Origin of the sequence: Citrobacter sp. Ce006 (genome assembly GCF_030336535.1) — a bacterium.
GTDB classification, from domain to species: domain Bacteria; phylum Pseudomonadota; class Gammaproteobacteria; order Enterobacterales; family Enterobacteriaceae; genus Citrobacter; species Citrobacter europaeus.
The window spans coordinates 109,275-129,430 of sequence record NZ_JAOWDO010000058.1; the positions used below are offsets into that span (position 1 = coordinate 109,275).

The window sequence follows — 20,156 nt, forward strand, 5'->3', positions numbered from 1 at the left end:
GTAAGCATAGCGCCACCGGGCAATTGTTCTACTGGTACACCGGCAGCAGGTTAACGCTCGACAGAATATGGATAACCGCGTTACCGATACCGAACACCAGGATCAGCGCAATCATCGGCTTGCCGCCCCAGACGCGGAATTTCGGGCTACCGAAACGCTCGCGTGATTTACGTGCCAGCAGCGCCGGAACAATAGCGGCCCAGATGGTTGCCGCGAGTCCTGCATAGCCAATGGCGTACAGGAAACCGTTCGGCCACAGCAGGCCACCGATAATTGGCGGAACAAACGTCAGCAATGCCGTTTTAAAACGTCCCATTGCCGAGTCATCAAAGCCAAACAGATCCGCCAGATAGTCAAACAGACCGAGCGTAACGCCGAGGAATGAACTCGCCACCGCAAAGTTGGAGAACACCACCAGCAGCAGATCCAGACTGCGGCTGTTTAGTACGCCGCTCAGCGCCTGGACCAGCACATCAATGTTACCGCCTTGCTGTGCAATACCAATAAATTCCGGACGCGGAATATTACCCATCGTCCCCAGCAACCATACGGTATACAGCACCAGCGCCAGCAGCGTGCCGTACACCAGACACTTAACGATGGTCTTCGGATCTTTGCCGTAGTACTTCATCAGGCTCGGGACATTGCCGTGATAGCCAAATGAGGCCAGACAGAACGGCAGCGTCATCAGCAGGTACGGCGTATACGAAGCGTTGCTCTGCGCCACATTAAACAATGTTGCTGGCTGTACGTGCCCCAGCAGACTGCCGAAGGTCAGGAAAAAGGTAATCACCTTCGCGCCCAGCACAATTGCCGTCATGCGGCTAACCGCTTTGGTACTTAACCACACCACAAACGCCACCAGCAGCGCGAAGCCAAGACCTGCCGCACGCGCCGGAACGTTCAACGACAGCTCCGAGAAGGTGTGGTGCAGAATCGATCCGCTCGCCGAGATATACGCGTAGGTCAGGATATAGAGAACGAAGGCGATCGAGATGCCGTTCACAACGTTCCAGCCTTTGCCCAGCAGATCTTTCGTGATGGTATCGAAGCTCGAACCAATGCGGTAATTGAGGTTAGCTTCGAGGATCATCAGCCCGGAGTGCAGCATGCAGAACCAGGTGAAGATCAGTGCCGCCATTGACCAGAAGAACCACGCCCCGGACATGACCACAGGCAGAGAAAACATCCCCGCGCCAATAATGGTGCCGCCGATGATCACCACGCCGCCGAGCAGCGAAGGTGACGTTTGGGTGGTGGTTAGTGTTGCCATTTAGCCATCTCTCCAGTGTATTTCCCCGTCATACTTCAAGCTGTAGATGCGTTGGCTGCACTCCGCCATCCCAGTCACTTACTTAAGTAAGCTCCCGGAATGTCCTCGTTTGCCGCCTTCCTACAACTCGAATTATTTAGGGTAACAATTAGCTAATACAGTTTAATGTGCTGCACTGTACCAGTACACGAGTACAAATGAAATAAAAAAAGCCCCAATCATTTCGATCGGGGCTGTATATATTACTTTACGCTGTTAAACCGTGAGGTTTATGCGTCACCGCCGAAACGACGACGACCAGCAGAGTCATCACGACGCGGAGCAGAAGAATCGTCACGACGCGGGCCACGGTTGCCTTCACGACGTTCGCCGCTGAAACGACGACCATCGCCACGACCGCCTTCACGACGTTCGCCGCTAAAGTTACGACCTTCACCGCGACCGCCTTCACGACGCTCACCGCTGAAACGGCCACCGCCACGACGCTCGCCACCGGTGTGCGGAACTGCATCGCCAACCAGCTGCATGTTCATCGGCTTGTTCAGGATGCGAGTACGGGTAAAGTGCTGCAGCACGTCGCCCGGCATACCTTTCGGCAGTTCGATGGTGGAGTGGGAAGCAAACAGCTTGATGTTACCGATGTAACGGCTGCTGATATCGCCTTCGTTAGCAATCGCACCAACGATATGACGAACTTCAACACCGTCATCACGACCCACTTCAATGCGGTACAGCTGCATATCGCCAACGTCACGACGTTCACGACGCGGACGGTCTTCACCACCACGGTCATTACGGTCACGCGGGCCACGATCGTTGCGGTCACGCGGGCCACGGTCATCACGGTCGCGGAATTCGCGTTTCGGACGCATCGGCGCATCTGGCGGCAGGATCAGCGGACGTTCGCCCTGAGCCATCTTCAGCAGTGCTGCTGCCAGGGTTTCGATATCCAGCTCTTCTTCCGGCTGCATTTTCGCCAGCAGAGCACGGTACTGATCCAGATCGCTGCTTTCCAACTGCTGCTGTACTTTAGCAGCGAATTTTTCCAGACGGCGTTTGCCCAGCAGGTCTGCGTTCGGCAGTTCTACTTCCGGAATAGTCAGCTTCATGGTGCGTTCGATGTTACGCAGCAGACGACGCTCGCGGTTCTCAACGAACAGCAGCGCACGACCCGCACGACCCGCACGACCGGTACGGCCGATACGGTGAACGTAAGACTCGGAATCCATCGGGATGTCGTAGTTAACAACCAGGCTGATACGCTCAACGTCCAGGCCACGGGCCGCAACGTCGGTTGCAATCAGAATATCCAGACGGCCATCTTTCAGACGCTCCAGAGTCTGCTCACGCAGAGACTGGTTCATGTCGCCGTTCAGTGCAGCGCTGCTATAACCGCTACGCTCCAGCGCTTCTGCCACTTCCAGGGTCGCATTTTTGGTACGAACGAAGATAATCGCCGCATCAAAATCTTCTGCTTCCAGGAAACGCACCAGCGCTTCATTTTTACGCATGCCCCATACAGTCCAGTAGCTCTGGCTGATGTCAGGACGGGTAGTAACGCTGGACTGGATGCGTACTTCCTGCGGCTCTTTCATAAAGCGGCGGGTAATACGACGAATCGCTTCCGGCATAGTCGCGGAGAACAGAGCGGTCTGATGACCTTCCGGGATCTGCGCCATGATGGTTTCAACGTCTTCGATGAAGCCCATACGCAGCATTTCGTCAGCTTCGTCCAGCACCAGACCGCTCAGTTTGGAGAGGTCCAGAGTACCGCGCTTCAGGTGATCCAGCAGACGACCCGGCGTACCGACGACGATCTGTGGCCCCTGACGCAGGGCACGTAATTGCACGTCATAACGCTGGCCGCCGTACAGGGCAACCACGTTCACGCCGCGCATGTGTTTAGAGAAATCCGTCATGGCTTCTGCAACCTGAACCGCCAGTTCGCGGGTCGGTGCCAGCACCAGAATCTGAGGTGCCTTCAGCTCAGGATCAAGATTGTTGAGCAGCGGTAAAGAGAACGCTGCAGTTTTGCCGCTACCCGTCTGGGCCATACCCAGAACATCGCGGCCGCCCAGCAGATGCGGAATGCACTCTGCCTGGATTGGAGATGGTTTTTCGTAACCCAGATCGTTAAGGGCTTCAAGGATAGGAGCCTTCAGGCCCAGATCTGCAAAAGTGGTTTCGAATTCAGCCATGTAGTACGTGTGCCTCAAAATTAATGGCGGCCAGTCTACATAACTCATCATGAAATTGATCTGCAATTTTCATTGAAAAGTGTGAACCGGCTCAAAGTAGGTGTATTAACGAACAACAACGCCCTCACCCGTGAAGGTGATGGCAATCAAAAAAGATTACGGGCTGATGTGTACGTCAGCTATTGCTGGTCCGATTCTGCCAGGTCATCTTGGTCCTGGCCCAGGAGCGATAATTCCAACAATGCGTATCGGTGCTCAACAAAGTTATGAACGTTGTTAGCCACCGCCAGTTTGAACAATGCCGTAGCGTTGTCCAAATCCCCCAGACTTAGGTAGTACTTACCTAAATAGAAGTTGGTTTCACTGAGATGCTCAGCGAGCGAGGTGTTATCCGTTGCGTCCGCCTTCAGGCGTTCCATCAGCGTTGCTTCGCTAATGTTGCCCAGGTAGAACTCGACAATGTTCCATCCCCATTGCTCTTTATCCGATTTCTCAAAGCGTTGCTTCAACGCTTCTTTAGCCTGCTTCTCATCGAGCTTCTGCTCGGCAAGATAAAGCCACAGACTACGGAAAGGATCATTGGGATCGTCTTGATAAAACGCTAGCAGATCATCTTGCGCTAACTTGTCGCGACCGCCGTAATACAATGCGATACCGCGATTTAAGTGCGCGTAGTTGTAAGTTGGATCAAGCTCAAGTACAGAATCAAACGCTTCATAGGCAGCATCAAAATTGCCTGCCTGCGTTAAATATATACCTAAGTAATTGAATACTTCAGGCATATCTGGTCGGATTGCCAGCGCTTGTGAAAAATCATTTCGCGCCAGTGCCCTCAGACCGAGACTATCATACAACACTCCGCGCTCATATAAAAGCTGTGCGCGTTCATCATCGGTTAAAGCCCGACTGGCAAGAATTTGTTCCATACGTGCCAGAATCACTTCCTGCTGCAAAGTCGGTTGCAATGGTACTGCGAGGACTTCACTCTTACGCCAGGCGGAATTACTGCATCCAGCCAGCGTGAGTGCTGTCGCAACGAAACACCAGCGCAAAAAAGGCTTCATTTCCCACTCCCGAAGACAACGATTGAATGAACGTCCAGGTTCCCCGGTTGCTAACAAGGCATCCTGCCGGGTTAAAAGCCCTCCGCTTTCACGGAGGGCAATGGCAACCTTACTCGCCCTGGCTTGCCGGAGCTTCCGGTTCGCCTGCAGGCTGAGACTGCTCAGTTGCTTCTTTAATGCTCAGACGTACACGGCCCTGGCGATCAACTTCCAGAACTTTGACCGGTACTTCCTGACCCATCTGCAGGTAATCAGTCACTTTCTCTACGCGCTTGTCAGCGATCTGAGAGATGTGTACCAGACCTTCTTTACCGCCACCGATGGCAACGAATGCGCCAAAGTCAACGATACGGGTCACTTTACCATTGTAGATACGGCCTACTTCGATCTCTGCGGTGATTTCTTCGATACGACGGATAGCATATTTCGCTTTCTCGCCGTCGGTCGCAGCAATCTTCACAGTACCATCATCTTCGATTTCAATGGTGGTGCCGGTTTCTTCGGTCAGAGCACGGATAACAGAACCGCCTTTACCGATAACGTCTTTGATCTTGTCTGGGCTGATCTTGATAGTGTGGATACGCGGAGCGAACTGAGAAATGTCGCCACGCGGTGCGTTGATCGCTTGTTCCATCACACCCAGGATGTGCAGACGCGCACCTTTAGCCTGGTTCAGAGCAACCTGCATGATCTCTTTGGTGATACCTTCAATTTTGATATCCATCTGCAGTGCAGAGATACCGTCGCGGGAACCCGCCACTTTGAAGTCCATATCGCCCAGGTGGTCTTCGTCGCCCAGGATGTCAGACAGAACAACAAAGTTGTCGCCTTCTTTCACCAGACCCATCGCGATGCCCGCAACGGCGGCTTTGATCGGCACGCCTGCGTCCATCAGCGCCAGGGAAGCGCCACACACGGAAGCCATAGAAGAAGAACCGTTAGATTCGGTGATTTCAGAAACCACACGCACGGTGTACGGGAATTTATCCAGTTCCGGCATTACTGCCAGTACGCCACGCTTCGCCAGACGACCGTGACCGATCTCACGACGCTTCGGAGAACCGACCATACCGGTTTCGCCTACGCAGTACGGAGGGAAGTTGTAGTGGAACAGGAAGTTGTCAGTACGCTCGCCCATCAGTTCGTCGAGGTTCTGTGCATCACGCGTGGTGCCCAGGGTCGCAGTAACCAGCGCCTGAGTTTCGCCACGGGTGAACAGTGCGGAACCGTGGGTACGCGGCAGAACGCCAGTACGCACGTCCAGGCCACGGATCATGTCTTTTTCACGGCCATCGATGCGCGGCTCGCCTGCCAGTACGCGGCTACGAACAACATTTTTCTCGATAGCGTGCAGGATTTCACCCAGTTCGTTAGCGTCCAGGGTTTCGTCTTCAGCCACCAGAGTCGCGATGGTTTCAGATTTGATCACGTCAACCTGAGCATAACGCTCTTGTTTGTCGGTGATACGGTAAGCATCGCTCAGGCGAGCTTCTGCCAGTGCGGCAACGCGAGCATTCAGCGCTTCGTTGACGGCTTCTGGCTGCCAGTCCCAACGCGGTTTGCCGGCTTCTTTCGCCAGCTCGTTGATAGCCTGAATAACAACCTGCTGCTGTTCGTGACCGAATACTACAGCGCCCAGCATCTGGTCTTCGCTCAGCAGTTCAGCTTCGGATTCAACCATCAGTACGGCAGCTTCAGTACCCGCAACAACCAGGTCCAGCTTGCTTTCTTTCAGTTCGTCCTGAGTCGGGTTCAGTACGTACTGGTCATTGATGTAACCAACACGTGCAGCACCGATCGGGCCGTTGAATGGGATACCAGACAGAGTCAGCGCAGCAGATGCGCCAATCATTGCTACGATGTCCGGGTTAACCTGCGGGTTAACGGAAACAACGGTCGCGATAACCTGAACTTCGTTAACGAAACCTTCAGGGAACAGCGGGCGAACCGGGCGGTCAATCAGACGCGCGATCAGGGTTTCGCCTTCGCTCGGACGGCCTTCACGACGGAAGAAGCTACCCGGGATACGGCCAGCAGCGTAGGTACGCTCCTGATAGTTAACGGTCAGCGGGAAAAAGTCCTGGCCTGGTTTCGCTTTTTTCTGGCCAACAACGGTAACGAATACCGCGGTGTCATCCATGCTAACCATAACAGCGGCAGTCGCCTGACGCGCCATCATGCCGGTTTCCAGCGTAACGGTATGCTGACCGTACTGGAATTTACGAACGATCGGATTAAGCAAAATAATATCCTTTCTCTATTTTTTTGACGGCACATTTTGCGCCATCGTTAATACCCGATCTTCTGCGCATCCTCGCGACTAATGACAACCCTAACCCATAAGCATGAGTAAAGCCTCTCATTAGCCGCGCGAACCTCTGCAACGGAAGATCATTCATAGCAACAATACATTAGTTTCCAGCGAATTGCTGCCATCTGCTGGAAAAAAGGGGCCATGAAGGCCCCCTCTTTCTGAAACTCGAAAGAATTAGCGACGCAGACCCAGACGCTCGATCAGCGCGGTGTAACGTGCAACATCTTTACGTTTCAGGTAGTCGAGCAGTTTACGACGCTGAGAAACCATGCGCAGCAGACCACGACGGCTGTGGTGATCTTTTTTGTGCTCTGCAAAGTGGCCCTGCAGGTGGTTAATCTGTGCAGTCAACAGTGCAACCTGAACATCGGTAGAACCGGTGTCGTTTGCATCACGACCAAACTCAGAAACGATTTTAGCGGTAGCTTCAGTACTTAGAGACATTTTAAAACTCCAAAGTGTTAAGAATGAAAGGATGCCGATCTCTAATTCAGCTATCCCAGTGTATACACGTTATCCTTCAAACTGACTCTGCGTTGGCTGCGTCTGCTCCCCTCAGTCACTTACCTAAGTAAGCTCCTGAGGATTCTCAGACTTGCCGCCTTGATGCAGCTCGAATGATTTTGTGTATACGTCGCGTAGATTGTTAAACAATTTACGCGACGTTAAGCGGCAGTATTCTACTCGCAGCGCCCTTTTATCGCAAGACAGAGAGCGCTATGCAGGATACTCAACCACCAGGCGACGGGGGGCGACACGACCTTCATCGTCCATCTCCCCCATGCCGATAAACTTGCCGTCATCGCCTTCCGTCACGCGCACCAGTCCTTCCAGCGGCGCGCCTGACGTCCGTACCGGGTTACCATTTTTAAAGTAAACCGAGGATGTTAAAGGCAAATTAACAACAGGATAGTCCGATGCTGGACTGTCCATTGGCATCAGCAAAGGATCAAGCAGCTGTGCCGCCGGAATGTTCTGCTGCTCGGCCTGTTCAACCAGGTCACGCAGATGTTCCAGCGTCACCATTCGATCCACCGGATACTTGCTGACCGTCAAACGACGCAGATACGTGACGTGCGCGCCGCAGCCCAACTTCTCACCGAGATCGTCAACAATGGTGCGAATATAGGTGCCTTTGGAACAGTGAACTTCCAGTTCCAGTTCGTTACCTTCATGGCGAATAAACAGCAGCTCATAGACGGTAATCGGGCGCGCTTCACGCGGCACTTCAATGCCCTGACGCGCATATTCGTACAGCTTCTTACCCTGATACTTCAGCGCCGAATACATCGACGGAATCTGCTCGATATCGCCGCGGAAAGTCTCCAGCGCGTTTGCAAGCTGCTCTGCGGTGAAGGTTACCGGGCGCTCCTGCACGATTTGCCCATCGGCATCGGAGGTATCAGTACGCTGGCCCAGACGGGCAACCACACGATAGCGTTTGTCGGAATCCAGTAAATACTGTGAAAACTTAGTCGCTTCACCGAGGCAGATAGGCAGCATGCCTGTCGCCAGCGGATCCAACGCGCCGGTATGTCCCGCGCGGTTGGCATTGTAGATGCGCTTTACTTTTTGCAGTACATCATTGCTGGACATGCCCTGCGGTTTATCCAGCAGCAGAACTCCGTGAATATCGCGACCACGACGACGAGGACGACTCATCAGTCCTCCTTGCTGTCGTCCGCTGGGTTCACACGACGCTCATCGTCATGTTTCACCACGCTGGTCACCAGATTGGACATGCGCATCCCTTCAACCAACGAGTTGTCGTAGAAGAAGGTCAGCTCAGGCACGATGCGCAGGCGCATTGCTTTACCCAGCAGAGAGCGGATAAAACCAGAGGCTTCCTGCAGTGCCTTAATGCCGTTTTTCACGGCAGCTTCGTCCTGATCGTTCAGGAAAGTCACGAATACTTTGGCATAAGCCAGGTCACGGGACATCTCAACGCCCGATACGGTGGTCATCATACCAACACGCGGGTCTTTGATTTCGCGTTGCAGGATGAGTGCGATCTCTTTCTGCATCTCTTGCGCGACACGCTGCGGGCGACCAAATTCTTTCGCCATAATAAATTCTCCAGAATAAAGACAAAAAAGGGGCCATAAGCCCCTTTTTAAATTTCTTGCCGGGTGGCGCTTCGCTTACCCGGCCAACACCTAATCATCTTCTAAGAATTTTGGGCTGCAAATTGCGGCCCAAAAAACGACGAAGATTAAGCGATGGTACGTTTGATCTCGATGATCTCGAACACTTCGATCATATCGCCAACGCGAACGTCGTTGTAGTTCTTCACGCCGATACCACATTCCATACCGTTACGGACTTCGTTGACGTCATCTTTGAAGCGGCGCAGGGATTCCAGCTCGCCTTCATAGATAACCACGTTGTCGCGCAGTACGCGGATTGGGTTGTGACGTTTAATCGTGCCTTCGGTAACCATACAGCCTGCGATAGCGCCGAATTTCGGTGATTTGAACACATCACGAACTTCAGCCAGACCAATGATCTGCTGTTTCAGTTCCGGAGACAGCATGCCGCTCATCGCTGCTTTCACTTCGTCGATCAGATGATAGATGACGGAGTAGTAACGCAGATCCAGGCTTTCTGATTCGATAACTTTACGTGCAGAGGCATCAGCACGTACGTTGAAGCCAACCAGAATCGCGTTGGATGCCGCAGCCAGGGTCGCGTCGGTTTCGGTGATACCACCTACGCCAGAACCGATGATCTTCACTTTTACTTCGTCGGTAGACAGTTTCAGTAAAGAGTCGGAAATCGCTTCTACAGAACCCTGAACGTCGGCCTTCAGGACGATGTTCACTTCGTGAACTTCGCCTTCGGTCATGTTAGCGAACATGTTCTCGAGTTTAGATTTCTGCTGACGAGCCAGTTTAACTTCACGGAATTTGCCCTGACGGTACAGTGCAACTTCACGGGCTTTCTTCTCGTCACGAACAACGGTAACTTCGTCACCCGCAGCCGGAACACCGGACAGACCGAGGATTTCCACCGGAATGGACGGACCCGCTTCCAGTACTTCCTGACCCAGTTCGTTACGCATCGCACGAACGCGGCCGTATTCGAAACCACACAGAACGATATCGCCCTTGTTCAGGGTACCTTCGCGAACCAGGACGGTAGCAACCGGGCCACGACCTTTATCCAGGAAGGATTCGATAACCGCGCCGCTCGCCATACCTTTACGGATAGCTTTCAGTTCCAGTACTTCGGCCTGCAGCAGGATAGCATCCAGCAGTTCGTCGATACCGGTACCCGCTTTCGCAGAAACGTGAACGAACTGGCTCTCGCCGCCCCACTCTTCCGGCATGATGCCGTACTGGGACAGTTCGTTTTTAACGCGATCTGGATCCGCTTCCGGTTTATCGATTTTGTTGACTGCAACAACAACCGGCACACCTGCCGCTTTCGCGTGCTGGATAGCTTCGATAGTCTGCGGCATCACGCCGTCGTCTGCTGCAACAACCAGAACAACGATATCCGTTGCCTGAGCACCACGAGCACGCATGGAGGTAAACGCGGCGTGACCCGGGGTATCCAGGAAGGTGATCATACCGTTGTCAGTTTCAACGTGGTACGCACCGATGTGCTGAGTAATGCCGCCCGCTTCGCCAGAGGCCACTTTCGTGGAACGAATGTAGTCCAGCAGAGACGTTTTACCGTGGTCAACGTGACCCATGATGGTCACTACCGGAGCGCGCGGTTCAGCCGCAGCGCCAGTGTCACGGTCGCTCATTACCGCTTCTTCCAGCTCGTTTTCACGACGCAGGATAACTTTGTGGCCCATCTCTTCGGCAACCAGCTGCGCGGTTTCCTGGTCGATGACCTGGTTGATGGTCGCCATTGCGCCCAGCTTCATCATCGCTTTGATGACCTGAGAGCCTTTGACCGCCATCTTGTTCGCCAGATCGCCAACGGTGATGGTTTCGCCGATCACAACGTCACGGTTAACGGCCTGAGCTGGCTTCTGGAAGCCCTGCTGCAGAGCGGAACCTTTACGCTGCTTACCGCCTTTACCACCGCGAACCGCTGCACGCGCTTCTTCACGGTCAGCTTTAGATTCAGCGTGTTTGTTGCCTTTCTTCGCCGGACGCGCGGCTTTCGTGCTGCGAGTACGACCACGGCCGCCTTCGACTTCACGATCGTTTTCGTCTTCAGCCTGGCGAGCATGCTGGGAAGTGGTGACGTGATAATCGCTGGTATCTTCAACAGGTTCAGCGTTATTCACACCATTTTTCTCGTTTTCTTCCGCCATACGGCGAGCTTCTTCCGCTACGCGGCGCGCTTCTTCTTCAAGCTTGCGACGTGCTTCTTCTTCCGCTTTACGCTTCAGTTCTGCGGCTTCATTTTCACGGCGGGCTTTTTCGGCCTGGGCGGTTTTAGTCATATCGTCGGTCTGTTGATTGCTCACTTTGTCTTTTTCCGCAGCTTCACGTTTCGCTTTATCAGCGGCTTCACGCTTAGCTTGTTCTGCGGCCTCACGTTCGGCTTTTTGTTGCGCCTCGCGTTTGGCAGCTTCTTCTGCCTCACGACGGGCTTGCTCTTCCGCTTCACGCTGCGCCTGCTCTTCCGCGGCAAGGCGTTCAGCCTCTTGCGGATCGCGTTTCACAAAGGTGCGTGTCTTGCGGACTTCGATTTGTACCGATTTACTTTTTCCACCGGTACCTGGAATATTGAGAGTACTGCGCGTTTTACGCTGCAATGTCAACTTATCCGGCGCTGAGCCGTTCTCACGGTTCAGATGCGCCAGTAAGGTTTGTTTCTCTTGTGCGGACACAGAGTCGTCAGCAGACTTCGGGATACCAGCATCAGCAAATTGCTGTACCAGGCGATCCACGGAGGTCTGTATCTCTGCAGCCAGCGTTTTTACGGTTACATCTGTCATACTGTTCCTTCCTGCTACAGTTTATTACGCTTCGTCGCCGAACCAGCAAATATTACGGGCAGCCATAATCAGCTCACCGGCTTTTTCGTCGGTCAACCCTTCGATATCAGCCAGATCATCAATGCCCTGTTCAGCGAGATCTTCCAGCGTACAAACACCACGGGCAGCCAGTTTGAAGGCCATCTCACGATCCAATCCTTCCAGATTCAGCAGATCGTCAGCCGGTTTGTTATCACCGAGGCTTTCTTCCTGGGCCAGTGCCAGAGTGGTCAGTGCGTTTTTAGCACGCTCGCGCAGCGCTTCAACGGTCTGTTCATCCAGGCCGTCAATTTCCAGCAGCTCTTTCATTGGCACGTAGGCCAGTTCTTCCAGCGTCGCAAAACCTTCTTCAACCAGAACTGTCGCGAAATCTTCATCGATATCGAGATATTTGGTGAAGGTATCAATGGCTGCATGTGCTTCAGCCTGATGCTTCGCCTGCAGGTCATCAACGGTCATTACGTTGAGTTCCCAACCGCTCAGTTGTGAAGCCAGACGGACGTTCTGACCATTACGTCCAATCGCCTGAGCCAGGTTACCGGCTTCAACCGCGATATCCATGGTGTGTTTGTCTTCATCCACCACGATAGAAGCGACGTCTGCTGGCGCCATTGCATTAATCACGAACTGCGCCGGGTTATCATCCCACAGGACGATATCGATACGCTCGCCGCCCAGTTCGGTAGAAACCGCCTGAACGCGCGCACCGCGCATACCCACACACGCGCCGACCGGATCAATACGCTTGTCGTTGGTCTTAACGGCGATTTTCGCACGCGATCCCGGATCGCGAGCAGCCGCTTTAATTTCGATCACTTCTTCGCCAATTTCCGGCACTTCGATGCGGAACAGCTCAACCAGCATTTCCGGTTTGGAACGGGTTACGAACAGCTGCGCACCGCGCGCTTCCGGGCGAACAGAATACAGAACGCCACGAATACGGTCGCCTGGACGGAAGTTTTCACGCGGCAGCATGTCTTCACGCAGGATCACGGCTTCAGCATTGCTGCCCAGATCCAGAGAGATGTTGTCGCGGTTTACTTTCTTCACCACACCGGTGACGATTTCACCTTCGTGTTCGCGGAACTGATCAACAACCATTGCGCGTTCAGCTTCACGTACTTTCTGTACGATAACCTGCTTCGCGGTCTGGGTGGTGATACGGTCGAAGGTGACAGATTCAATCTGATCTTCAACATATTCGCCCACGTTCAGGCTTTCGTCTTCGAAGCGTGCCGCTTCCAGGGTAATTTCTTTGGTCGGCTGAGTAACTTCTTCTACGATTACCCAACGACGGAAGGTATCGAAATCACCGCTTTTACGATCGATTTCTACGCGAACGTCGATCTCTTGCTCATATTTTTTCTTTGTTGCTGTAGCCAGCGCACTTTCCAGCGCTTCAAAAATTTTCTCGCGTGGCAGCGCTTTTTCGTTGGATACGGCTTCAACAACAGCCAAAATTTCTTTGTTCATCGCGGGCTTTTCACCTCAATCCAGACTGTTAAAAGTGGGGAACCAGGTTCGCCTTCTGGATATTACTCAGCGCGAACACTTCATCTTTGCCTTCGACTGTGACCGTGATCATCTCACCGTCCACCGCTTTGATAACGCCCTGCCATTTACGACGGTTTTGTACCGCCATACGAAGAACCAGCGTGACTTCTTCACCCAGGAAACGCACGTAGTGTTCAGCAGTGAACAGAGGACGGTCGAGACCCGGAGAGGAAACTTCCAGGTTATAGGCAACGGTGATTGGGTCTTCGACATCCATCACGGCGCTTACCTGATGGCTCACATCAGCACAATCATCAACATTGATGCCATCTTCACTATCAATATAGATGCGCAGTGTGGATGTGCGACCACGAATAAATTCGATACCGACCAATTCGTAGCCCAGGGCTTCAACTGGCGCTGTAATCATCTCTGTTAATTTTTGCTCTAATGTGGACAAGCCCACCCCCAAGACATAAAAAAAGGGCCTAAAGCCCAGTTATTCTGTAGTCAGATAACAAAAAACCCCGATAAATCGGGGCTTTAGATAACTGAACCCTATAACCGCACCTGCGGTTCGGAGAACCTTCCGAAAGAATTTTTTTCAAATCCAGCTACGAAGGCCTAAGTCTTCACAGTATATTTGAAAAAGAACTCTAAGGGAAAGTGGTTGCGGGGGCCGGATTTGAACCGACGACCTTCGGGTTATGAGCCCGACGAGCTACCAGGCTGCTCCACCCCGCGCCTGAAACGTGGCAAATTTTACTCGTTTTGGGTAAAAAATGCAAATACTGCTGGGATTTGGTACCGAGGACGGGACGTAAAATCTGCGCACAGTATATTGATTCACTATGCGTTATGTCAACCTTGTTAAGACTATGCAAATCAATGAATGCTGACCAGCGCTTGTTCAGCAAGATAAATGTGCCACCCACGCCGTTATTTAACGAAATTATCACTAAACTCTTCCTGTCATCCAGAAAAGATGATTAAATGAAAACTCATTTATTTTGCATAAAAATGCAATTAGCATAATAAGCCGACCTCTTCACCAGTCTATCAAGCAGGGTTTTATTTTATGACGACGATTCTCAAGCATCTCCCGGTAGGTCAACGTATTGGTATCGCTTTTTCCGGCGGCCTGGACACCAGTGCAGCACTGCTGTGGATGCGACAAAAAGGGGCTGTCCCATATGCATATACTGCGAATTTGGGCCAGCCGGATGAGGATGACTATGACGCCATTCCTCGCCGTGCAATGGAATATGGTGCTGAGAATGCTCGCCTGGTAGATTGCCGTAAGCAGTTGGTTGCCGAAGGGATCGCTGCCATTCAGTGCGGTGCATTCCACAATACCACCGGCGGGCTAACCTACTTCAATACCACCCCGTTGGGCCGTGCAGTCACCGGCACCATGCTGGTTGCCGCCATGAAAGAAGATGGCGTGAACATCTGGGGTGACGGTAGCACCTACAAAGGTAACGATATTGAACGTTTTTATCGTTACGGTCTGCTGACCAACGCCGAACTGCAGATTTACAAACCATGGCTGGATACCGATTTTATCGATGAACTCGGCGGTCGCCATGAGATGTCCGAATTTATGATTGCCTGTGGTTTCGACTACAAAATGTCCGTTGAGAAAGCGTACTCCACAGACTCCAATATGCTCGGCGCGACCCACGAAGCTAAAGACCTCGAGTTCCTGAACTCCAGCGTCAAAATCGTCAACCCGATTATGGGCGTGAAATTCTGGGATGAGAGCGTGAAGATCCCGGCAGAAGAAGTTACCGTGCGTTTTGAGCAGGGTCATCCGGTTGCGCTGAACGGTAAAACCTTCAGCGACGACGTTGAGATGATGCTGGAAGCCAACCGTATTGGCGGCCGTCATGGTTTGGGTATGAGCGATCAGATTGAAAACCGTATCATTGAAGCAAAGAGCCGTGGCATCTACGAAGCCCCGGGGATGGCATTGCTGCATATCGCCTATGAGCGTCTGCTGACCGGTATTCATAACGAAGACACCATCGAGCAGTATCACGCGCACGGTCGCCAGCTGGGTCGTCTGCTGTATCAGGGCCGTTGGTTCGACTCTCAGGCACTGATGCTGCGTGACGGCCTGCAGCGCTGGGTTGCCAGCCAGATCACCGGTGAAGTGACGCTGGAACTGCGTCGCGGTAATGACTACTCAATCCTCAACACCGTGTCTGACAATCTGACTTATAAACCAGAACGTCTGACGATGGAAAAAGGCGAGTCAGTATTCTCTCCGGACGACCGTATCGGTCAGTTGACCATGCGTAATCTGGACATTACCGATACCCGCGAGAAGCTGTTCGGCTATGCGCAGTCTGGCCTGCTGACCGCCTCTTCCACAACCGGCCTGCCGCAGGTTGAGAATCTGGAAAACAAAGCGAAGTAAACATTCACCATTTTAAGGCCGCGAAAGCGGCCTTTTTTATGCGCGGAATATAAGGTGTCTGTAGACCTGATAAGCGTAGCGCCATCAGGCGTTGTAATAATGTCGGATGGCGGCGTTAACGCCTTATCCGACCTACAGGATAGCCACAAATAACAGACGAAAAAAAAGACGCTTTGCAGCGTCTTTTTTTTGGAATTTGGTACCGAGGATGGGACTCGAACCCACAAGCCCGTTAGGGCACTACCACCTCAAGGTAGCGTGTCTACCAATTCCACCACCTCGGTACAGAATACTTAGCGTGGGATATCGCTGGTCGGCTGAGCCGGAGCAGCTGGCTGAGTTTGCTCGGTTTTTGCCGGTGCGCTCAGATTTTCCCACTCACTTCCTTTATTGGTCTTGTTGCTGTTCATGTTACCCAGCACCAGACTGATGATGAAGAACAAGGTTCCCAATACAGCTGTCATACGGGTCATGAAGTTACCAGAACCACTTGAACCAAACAGAGTACCAGAAGCGCCTGCGCCAAAAGAGGCTCCCATATCAGCGCCTTTGCCTTGCTGCAGCATGATCAAGCCTACCAGGCCAATTGCCACAATAAGGAAAACTACTAAAAGAGCTTCGTGCATAATCAACCTGTTCCTTGCGGAGTTGCCGCGTACAATGCTTCGACCATTAAAGCGGGAATATTTACTGTTTCCCACTGAAGCGGGTGTGAATACTAACCAAAGCGAATAACCTTCGCAAGGGCAATTTGTTAGCATTGTATCAACTGCGGAAAAAATCGCCATATCAATCAAAAACGCAGCAACTTCTCCCAGCATCTCTGCATAACGGCGCGTTGATCTTCAAGATTCGCCCATACCACAACGGGGATTTCACAAATCAGGTCTGTGTTTTCTGGCCAGCAATGAATAATTTGCTGGTTCACCAGCTCTTCCGCCACCATCGATTCGGGTAACCACGCCATTCCCATATGGCGCAGCACCATTTCTCGTATCGTTTCGCTTAAACCACTCTCAAACACTTTTTTCAGACGCGGGCGGACGCGTTGTTCTGCCGTCTCAATAATGCGTCTGACAAAGGTGTAGTCGCTGTAGCATAGCCACGGAATCGGCGCATGCGGATCGGTAAGCGCATCAGCCAGTTGGGCAGAAATAACCGGTATAAATCGCTCATACCGCCATAGTGAACGTTTCAACCCTCCGGCTATCTCCAACCCCGGCTGCGCAGAGGGTAAATCGTAGGTCACCAGTAGATCGATTTGCCGGTCTATCAGGGCGTTAAAGTGGTTGTCTATCCCCTGAATACTGGCATTTACCGTAAAATTTAGCTGCGGTTCACTTTGTCGCAGATAGCTGATCATATCCGGCAGGATATTCACCGACAGCGTATGCAGGCTGACCATCACCAGCGTGTTATCCGTTGCTGGCGTCATCGCCGATAATTCGTGGCGCGCCTCTGTTAACGTACTGAGGACGTGTCGGGCATAGGGTTCAAAGCGTTCACCATAGCGCGTCAGCGTAACGGGAGTCGTGGTCCTGTCAAACAGCGGCACCCCCAGCACCTCTTCCAGCGCCTTTATACGCCGACTGAGTGCTGGTTGAGTAATATGCCGCTGCGCCGCCGCCAGGGAGTAGTTTCCATGCTGGCTCAATGCCAGAAAGTCCTCCAGCCACTTACAATCCACGTTGAATTCTCCACCATGCCATAACCGCATCCTCCAATAACAAATCGGTAATAGTCATAATTATAGTAATGGCTTTATGGTGACCATCATAACAACAATATTCCGTTTCACCTGCCGACTCTCACCCTCGACGTTTGACAGGACCGATATGTTTACTTTATTGACCAATGCCCGTGTTTTTTCTCCTGAGGATTTAGGCCTCTGCTCCCTGCTCATTCATGCCGACCGAATTGTGGCGGTAGAAAAAGATATTTCTCTGTTTGATGGCGTCGACGAGGTTATCGATTGTCGTGGCAAATGGGTTATCCCAGGCATCATCGATCAGCATGTGCATCTTACCGGTGGCGGTGGCGAAGCCGGGTTTGCCAGCCGAACGCCAGCCGTCAAGCTGCGCGATCTGATTCAGGCAGGCATTACTACAGTTGTCGGCGTATTAGGCACCGATGCCATCTCTCGTTCGCCCAAAGATCTCTACGCCAAAATGCAGTCTCTCAATCTTGAGGGATTGCGCGCGTTTATGCATACGGGAGCCTACGCCGTTCCCAGCCCAACCATTACGCGATCCATCCGCGATGATATGGCCTTCATTCCGGCGATCCTTGGCGTAAAAATAGCCCTCGCCGATCACCGTGGTTCTTACCCCTCTTTCCAGGAATTGCTGCGAATAGTCAGCGATATCCGCGTGTCTTCCCTGCTGGCAGGGAAAAAAGGGTTGCTGCATGTCCACCTGGGGAATCTACCGGAAGGGATGTCACCGCTTTTTGAGCTGTGTGATGCAGGCATTCCGATCCACCACATTTCACCGACCCACGTTGCGAGAACAGAGTCCTTGTTCGAACAGGCAATTGCTTTCGCTCATCGTGGGGGCCATATCGACGTTACGTCCGGTGGTAGTCGCTTTATGCCTCAGGAACAGGCGATCCTCCACGCCCTGGAAGCCCAGGTGCCGGCCGATCGCATCACGATAAGCTCTGATGGTAATGGCAGCGTTCCGCGCTTTAACGCTCAGGGGATTGTGGAAGGCCTAAGCGCGGCACCGGTCGCAGGTAACCTTAATCTGCTTCCTCGCCTGATTGATGTTGGTATTCCGGTGCCACAGGCAATTGCGATGTTGACGGCAAACGTGGCGCGCTCGTTGGGTATTTCCGGCGGCGTGCTCTGCGCCGGGGAACGTGCCGATATCTGTGTACTCAATGATGACCTCTCGCTGGCCCATCTGTTTGCTGCGGGTAAGCCGTTGCTGCGAGATGGCGAATGCCTGGTTACCGGCAACTTCGAGTAAGGGGGCCAAAATGTCATTATTACTGGCGCTACTCGCCATCATTTTTGCCGGACGTCTGATCCTCAAAAAATATCACCCCCAATCGGTACTGTTATTGACCGGGATTGTGCTGTTGCTTATCGCACATTTTAGCGGGATGACCTCACTCAGTGGCCTGGTGAAAAAGAGCACCGGATTTGGCCCTTTTGACGTCTTTGAGTTTATTCGCGATACCCTGAGCGTGCGTCTCGGCGGCCTCGGACTGCAAATTATGCTGATTGGTGGTTTCGCCACGTATATGTCGGCCATTGGCGCAAGCCAGGTGCTGGTTCGGGTGACGTCTCGCCCTTTGCAACGCCTGAACTCACCGTATCTACTGCTGGGGCTGGCGCTGTTGCTGGGGCAATTCCTGTCGCTGTTTATCAGCAGCGCCACCGGGTTAGGTCTGCTGTTGATGGCGACGCTGTACCCGCTGCTAACCCGCCTTGGCTGTAGCCGTGCCGCCGTTGCCGCCGTTATCGCCAGCACCTGTGCGGTTGAATTCGGCCCGGGTTCTGGTAACTCGGTTCTCGCCGCTAAAACCGCAGGTATCGAGGTGGTGAACTATTTCGTGCAGGATCAATTGCCGATCGTCGTGCCCGTCATTCTGTTCATCGCCCTGCTGCATATTGTTGTGCAACGCTTTTTCGACCGTCGGGAAAGTGGTGACAATGTGGCTCAGCAGATGCAGACATTAACGTCTACCGATGAAGCCGACGCACCTATCGCCTGGCTGTTTTTACCCATGCTGCCGCTGGTGTTGATGCTGGTGTGCAGTGATTTAGTATTCAGTTCGCTCAAGATTACGCTGGATACCGCCGTACTGATAAGCCTTGCAATTACCCTGGTATGTGAATACTGCCGTCATCGTAAGGCGCGCGAGGTGATGGCTGGCGTACAAAAAGTCTTCGACAGCATGGGTAGCGTTTTTGCTACCGTCGTGACGTTGATTATCGCCGGTGAAGTCTTTTCAGCCGGACTGAAAGCCATTGGCGCCGTTGACGCGCTGCTGTCGCTTTCCGGTGAATTTGGCCTCAGCGCCGCCTCGATTATCTTGCTGATGACGCTTATCACCTTCGCAATTTCAGCGCTGATGGGCTCCGGGAACGCGGCCTTTTTCTCCTTCGCCCCAATGGTGCCGGACATCAGTCGTCATATCGGAAGCGATATCGCAGTCATGATGCTACCTATCCAAATCTCGGCGGGTATTGGTCGTACGTTATCGCCCATTGCCGGCGTCATCATTGCTATCGCGGGAATTGCAGGCGTTTCGCCTGTGGATATTGTTAAGCGCACCGCGATTCCGATGCTGGGCGGTTGGTTACTGATGATTGCGCTGACCTTTGCCCGGTCTGGGCATCTGCTGGCGGTTCTGCCGTGGCTGGCAGTCCTTGTACTACTGATGGTCGGCGGTTACGTCTGGCAGCGCCGACGTAAACAGCCGCTTGCCGTACAGTAAAAA

Annotated in this window: 16 protein-coding genes and 2 tRNA genes; 3 read left to right on the plus strand and 15 right to left on the minus strand. The window is 52.9% G+C overall.

Going from position 1 to position 20,156, the window contains the following annotated elements; translation table 11 throughout:
- Positions 1-28: 28 nt before the first annotated feature.
- The 12 genes from mtr to OGV94_RS05565 form a co-directional block, all read right to left on the minus strand.
- On the minus strand, positions 29-1,273 hold the full coding sequence (gene mtr / locus OGV94_RS05510; protein WP_043017782.1) for a tryptophan permease: 1,245 nt from the start codon (positions 1,271-1,273) through the stop codon (positions 29-31).
- Between the two features lie 269 nt (positions 1,274-1,542).
- Positions 1,543-3,471 carry a DEAD/DEAH family ATP-dependent RNA helicase gene (locus OGV94_RS05515; protein WP_003828643.1) on the minus strand — a complete coding sequence of 643 codons (1,929 nt, stop codon included), beginning with the start codon at positions 3,469-3,471 and terminating at the stop codon, positions 1,543-1,545.
- The gene (gene yrbN, locus OGV94_RS05520; protein WP_010723222.1) at positions 3,464-3,544 is read right to left on the minus strand and encodes a protein YrbN; all 81 of its coding nucleotides are present in this window, start codon (positions 3,542-3,544) and stop codon (positions 3,464-3,466) included. The genes OGV94_RS05515 and yrbN overlap by 8 nt, the downstream gene beginning before the upstream one ends.
- A 106-nt stretch (positions 3,545-3,650) precedes the next feature.
- Positions 3,651-4,535, minus strand: coding sequence for a lipoprotein NlpI (nlpI, locus tag OGV94_RS05525; protein WP_003024982.1), 885 nt, complete (start codon positions 4,533-4,535; stop codon positions 3,651-3,653).
- Positions 4,536-4,644: 109 nt separating this feature from the next.
- Complete coding sequence (gene pnp, locus OGV94_RS05530) at positions 4,645-6,777, minus strand: polyribonucleotide nucleotidyltransferase (protein WP_008785911.1); 2,133 nt, start codon at positions 6,775-6,777, stop codon at positions 4,645-4,647.
- A gap of 246 nt (positions 6,778-7,023) precedes the next feature.
- Positions 7,024-7,293 carry a 30S ribosomal protein S15 gene (gene rpsO, locus OGV94_RS05535; RefSeq protein ID WP_000059465.1) on the minus strand — a complete coding sequence of 90 codons (270 nt, stop codon included), beginning with the start codon at positions 7,291-7,293 and terminating at the stop codon, positions 7,024-7,026.
- Positions 7,294-7,566: 273 nt separating this feature from the next.
- Positions 7,567-8,511 carry a tRNA pseudouridine(55) synthase TruB gene (truB, locus tag OGV94_RS05540; protein WP_043017783.1) on the minus strand — a complete coding sequence of 315 codons (945 nt, stop codon included), beginning with the start codon at positions 8,509-8,511 and terminating at the stop codon, positions 7,567-7,569.
- Positions 8,511-8,915, minus strand: a complete 405-nt coding sequence (gene rbfA, locus OGV94_RS05545) for a 30S ribosome-binding factor RbfA (RefSeq protein ID WP_003024988.1) — start codon at positions 8,913-8,915, stop codon at positions 8,511-8,513. Before rbfA ends, truB begins: the two co-directional genes overlap by 1 nt.
- 146 nt (positions 8,916-9,061) lie before the next feature.
- On the minus strand, positions 9,062-11,752 hold the full coding sequence (infB, locus tag OGV94_RS05550; RefSeq protein ID WP_032945099.1) for a translation initiation factor IF-2: 2,691 nt from the start codon (positions 11,750-11,752) through the stop codon (positions 9,062-9,064).
- A gap of 24 nt (positions 11,753-11,776) precedes the next feature.
- Positions 11,777-13,264 (minus strand): transcription termination factor NusA, encoded by a 1,488-nt coding sequence (nusA, locus tag OGV94_RS05555; protein ID WP_043017784.1) that lies wholly within the window; start codon positions 13,262-13,264, stop codon positions 11,777-11,779.
- A 28-nt stretch (positions 13,265-13,292) separates the two neighbouring features.
- Positions 13,293-13,745: a ribosome maturation factor RimP gene (gene rimP / locus OGV94_RS05560; protein WP_003024996.1), complete on the minus strand. Its 453-nt coding sequence runs from the start codon at positions 13,743-13,745 to the stop codon at positions 13,293-13,295.
- 207 nt (positions 13,746-13,952) lie between these two features.
- Positions 13,953-14,029: transfer RNA gene (locus OGV94_RS05565), tRNA-Met, on the minus strand.
- Positions 14,030-14,363: 334 nt separating this feature from the next.
- Between OGV94_RS05565 and argG the strand changes: the two genes are divergently transcribed.
- Positions 14,364-15,707, plus strand: a complete 1,344-nt coding sequence (gene argG, locus OGV94_RS05570) for an argininosuccinate synthase (RefSeq protein ID WP_181231025.1) — start codon at positions 14,364-14,366, stop codon at positions 15,705-15,707.
- 197 nt (positions 15,708-15,904) lie between these two features.
- Here the strand turns inward: argG and OGV94_RS05575 are convergent.
- The 3 genes from OGV94_RS05575 to OGV94_RS05585 form a co-directional block, all read right to left on the minus strand.
- A tRNA-Leu gene (locus OGV94_RS05575) sits at positions 15,905-15,991 on the minus strand.
- A gap of 9 nt (positions 15,992-16,000) precedes the next feature.
- Complete coding sequence (gene secG, locus OGV94_RS05580; RefSeq protein ID WP_003025000.1) at positions 16,001-16,333, minus strand: preprotein translocase subunit SecG; 333 nt, start codon at positions 16,331-16,333, stop codon at positions 16,001-16,003.
- A gap of 167 nt (positions 16,334-16,500) precedes the next feature.
- On the minus strand, positions 16,501-17,394 hold the full coding sequence (locus OGV94_RS05585; protein WP_043017786.1) for a LysR family transcriptional regulator: 894 nt from the start codon (positions 17,392-17,394) through the stop codon (positions 16,501-16,503).
- A gap of 148 nt (positions 17,395-17,542) precedes the next feature.
- Between OGV94_RS05585 and iadA the strand changes: the two genes are divergently transcribed.
- Positions 17,543-18,676 (plus strand): beta-aspartyl-peptidase, encoded by a 1,134-nt coding sequence (iadA, locus tag OGV94_RS05590; RefSeq protein WP_043017787.1) that lies wholly within the window; start codon positions 17,543-17,545, stop codon positions 18,674-18,676.
- Between the two features lie 10 nt (positions 18,677-18,686).
- The gene (gene dcuC / locus OGV94_RS05595) at positions 18,687-20,153 is read left to right on the plus strand and encodes a C4-dicarboxylate transporter DcuC (protein WP_043017788.1); all 1,467 of its coding nucleotides are present in this window, start codon (positions 18,687-18,689) and stop codon (positions 20,151-20,153) included.
- Positions 20,154-20,156 lie beyond the last annotated feature (3 nt).

What these genes read in the sequence shown, in the direction of transcription:
- mtr (WP_043017782.1), bottom strand. Translation starts at nt 1,273, where the DNA reads ATGGCAACACTAACCACCACCCAAACGTCACCTTCGCTGCTCGGCGGC.
- OGV94_RS05515 (WP_003828643.1), bottom strand. Translation starts at nt 3,471, where the DNA reads ATGGCTGAATTCGAAACCACTTTTGCAGATCTGGGCCTGAAGGCTCCT.
- yrbN (WP_010723222.1), bottom strand. Translation starts at nt 3,544, where the DNA reads ATGAAAATTGCAGATCAATTTCATGATGAGTTATGTAGACTGGCCGCC.
- nlpI (WP_003024982.1), bottom strand. Translation starts at nt 4,535, where the DNA reads ATGAAGCCTTTTTTGCGCTGGTGTTTCGTTGCGACAGCACTCACGCTG.
- rpsO (WP_000059465.1), bottom strand. Translation starts at nt 7,293, where the DNA reads ATGTCTCTAAGTACTGAAGCTACCGCTAAAATCGTTTCTGAGTTTGGT.
- truB (WP_043017783.1), bottom strand. Translation starts at nt 8,511, where the DNA reads ATGAGTCGTCCTCGTCGTCGTGGTCGCGATATTCACGGAGTTCTGCTG.
- rbfA (WP_003024988.1), bottom strand. Translation starts at nt 8,915, where the DNA reads ATGGCGAAAGAATTTGGTCGCCCGCAGCGTGTCGCGCAAGAGATGCAG.
- infB (WP_032945099.1), bottom strand. Translation starts at nt 11,752, where the DNA reads ATGACAGATGTAACCGTAAAAACGCTGGCTGCAGAGATACAGACCTCC.
- nusA (WP_043017784.1), bottom strand. Translation starts at nt 13,264, where the DNA reads ATGAACAAAGAAATTTTGGCTGTTGTTGAAGCCGTATCCAACGAAAAA.
- argG (WP_181231025.1), top strand. Translation starts at nt 14,364, where the DNA reads ATGACGACGATTCTCAAGCATCTCCCGGTAGGTCAACGTATTGGTATC.
- secG (WP_003025000.1), bottom strand. Translation starts at nt 16,333, where the DNA reads ATGCACGAAGCTCTTTTAGTAGTTTTCCTTATTGTGGCAATTGGCCTG.
- iadA (WP_043017787.1), top strand. Translation starts at nt 17,543, where the DNA reads ATGTTTACTTTATTGACCAATGCCCGTGTTTTTTCTCCTGAGGATTTA.
- dcuC (WP_043017788.1), top strand. Translation starts at nt 18,687, where the DNA reads ATGTCATTATTACTGGCGCTACTCGCCATCATTTTTGCCGGACGTCTG.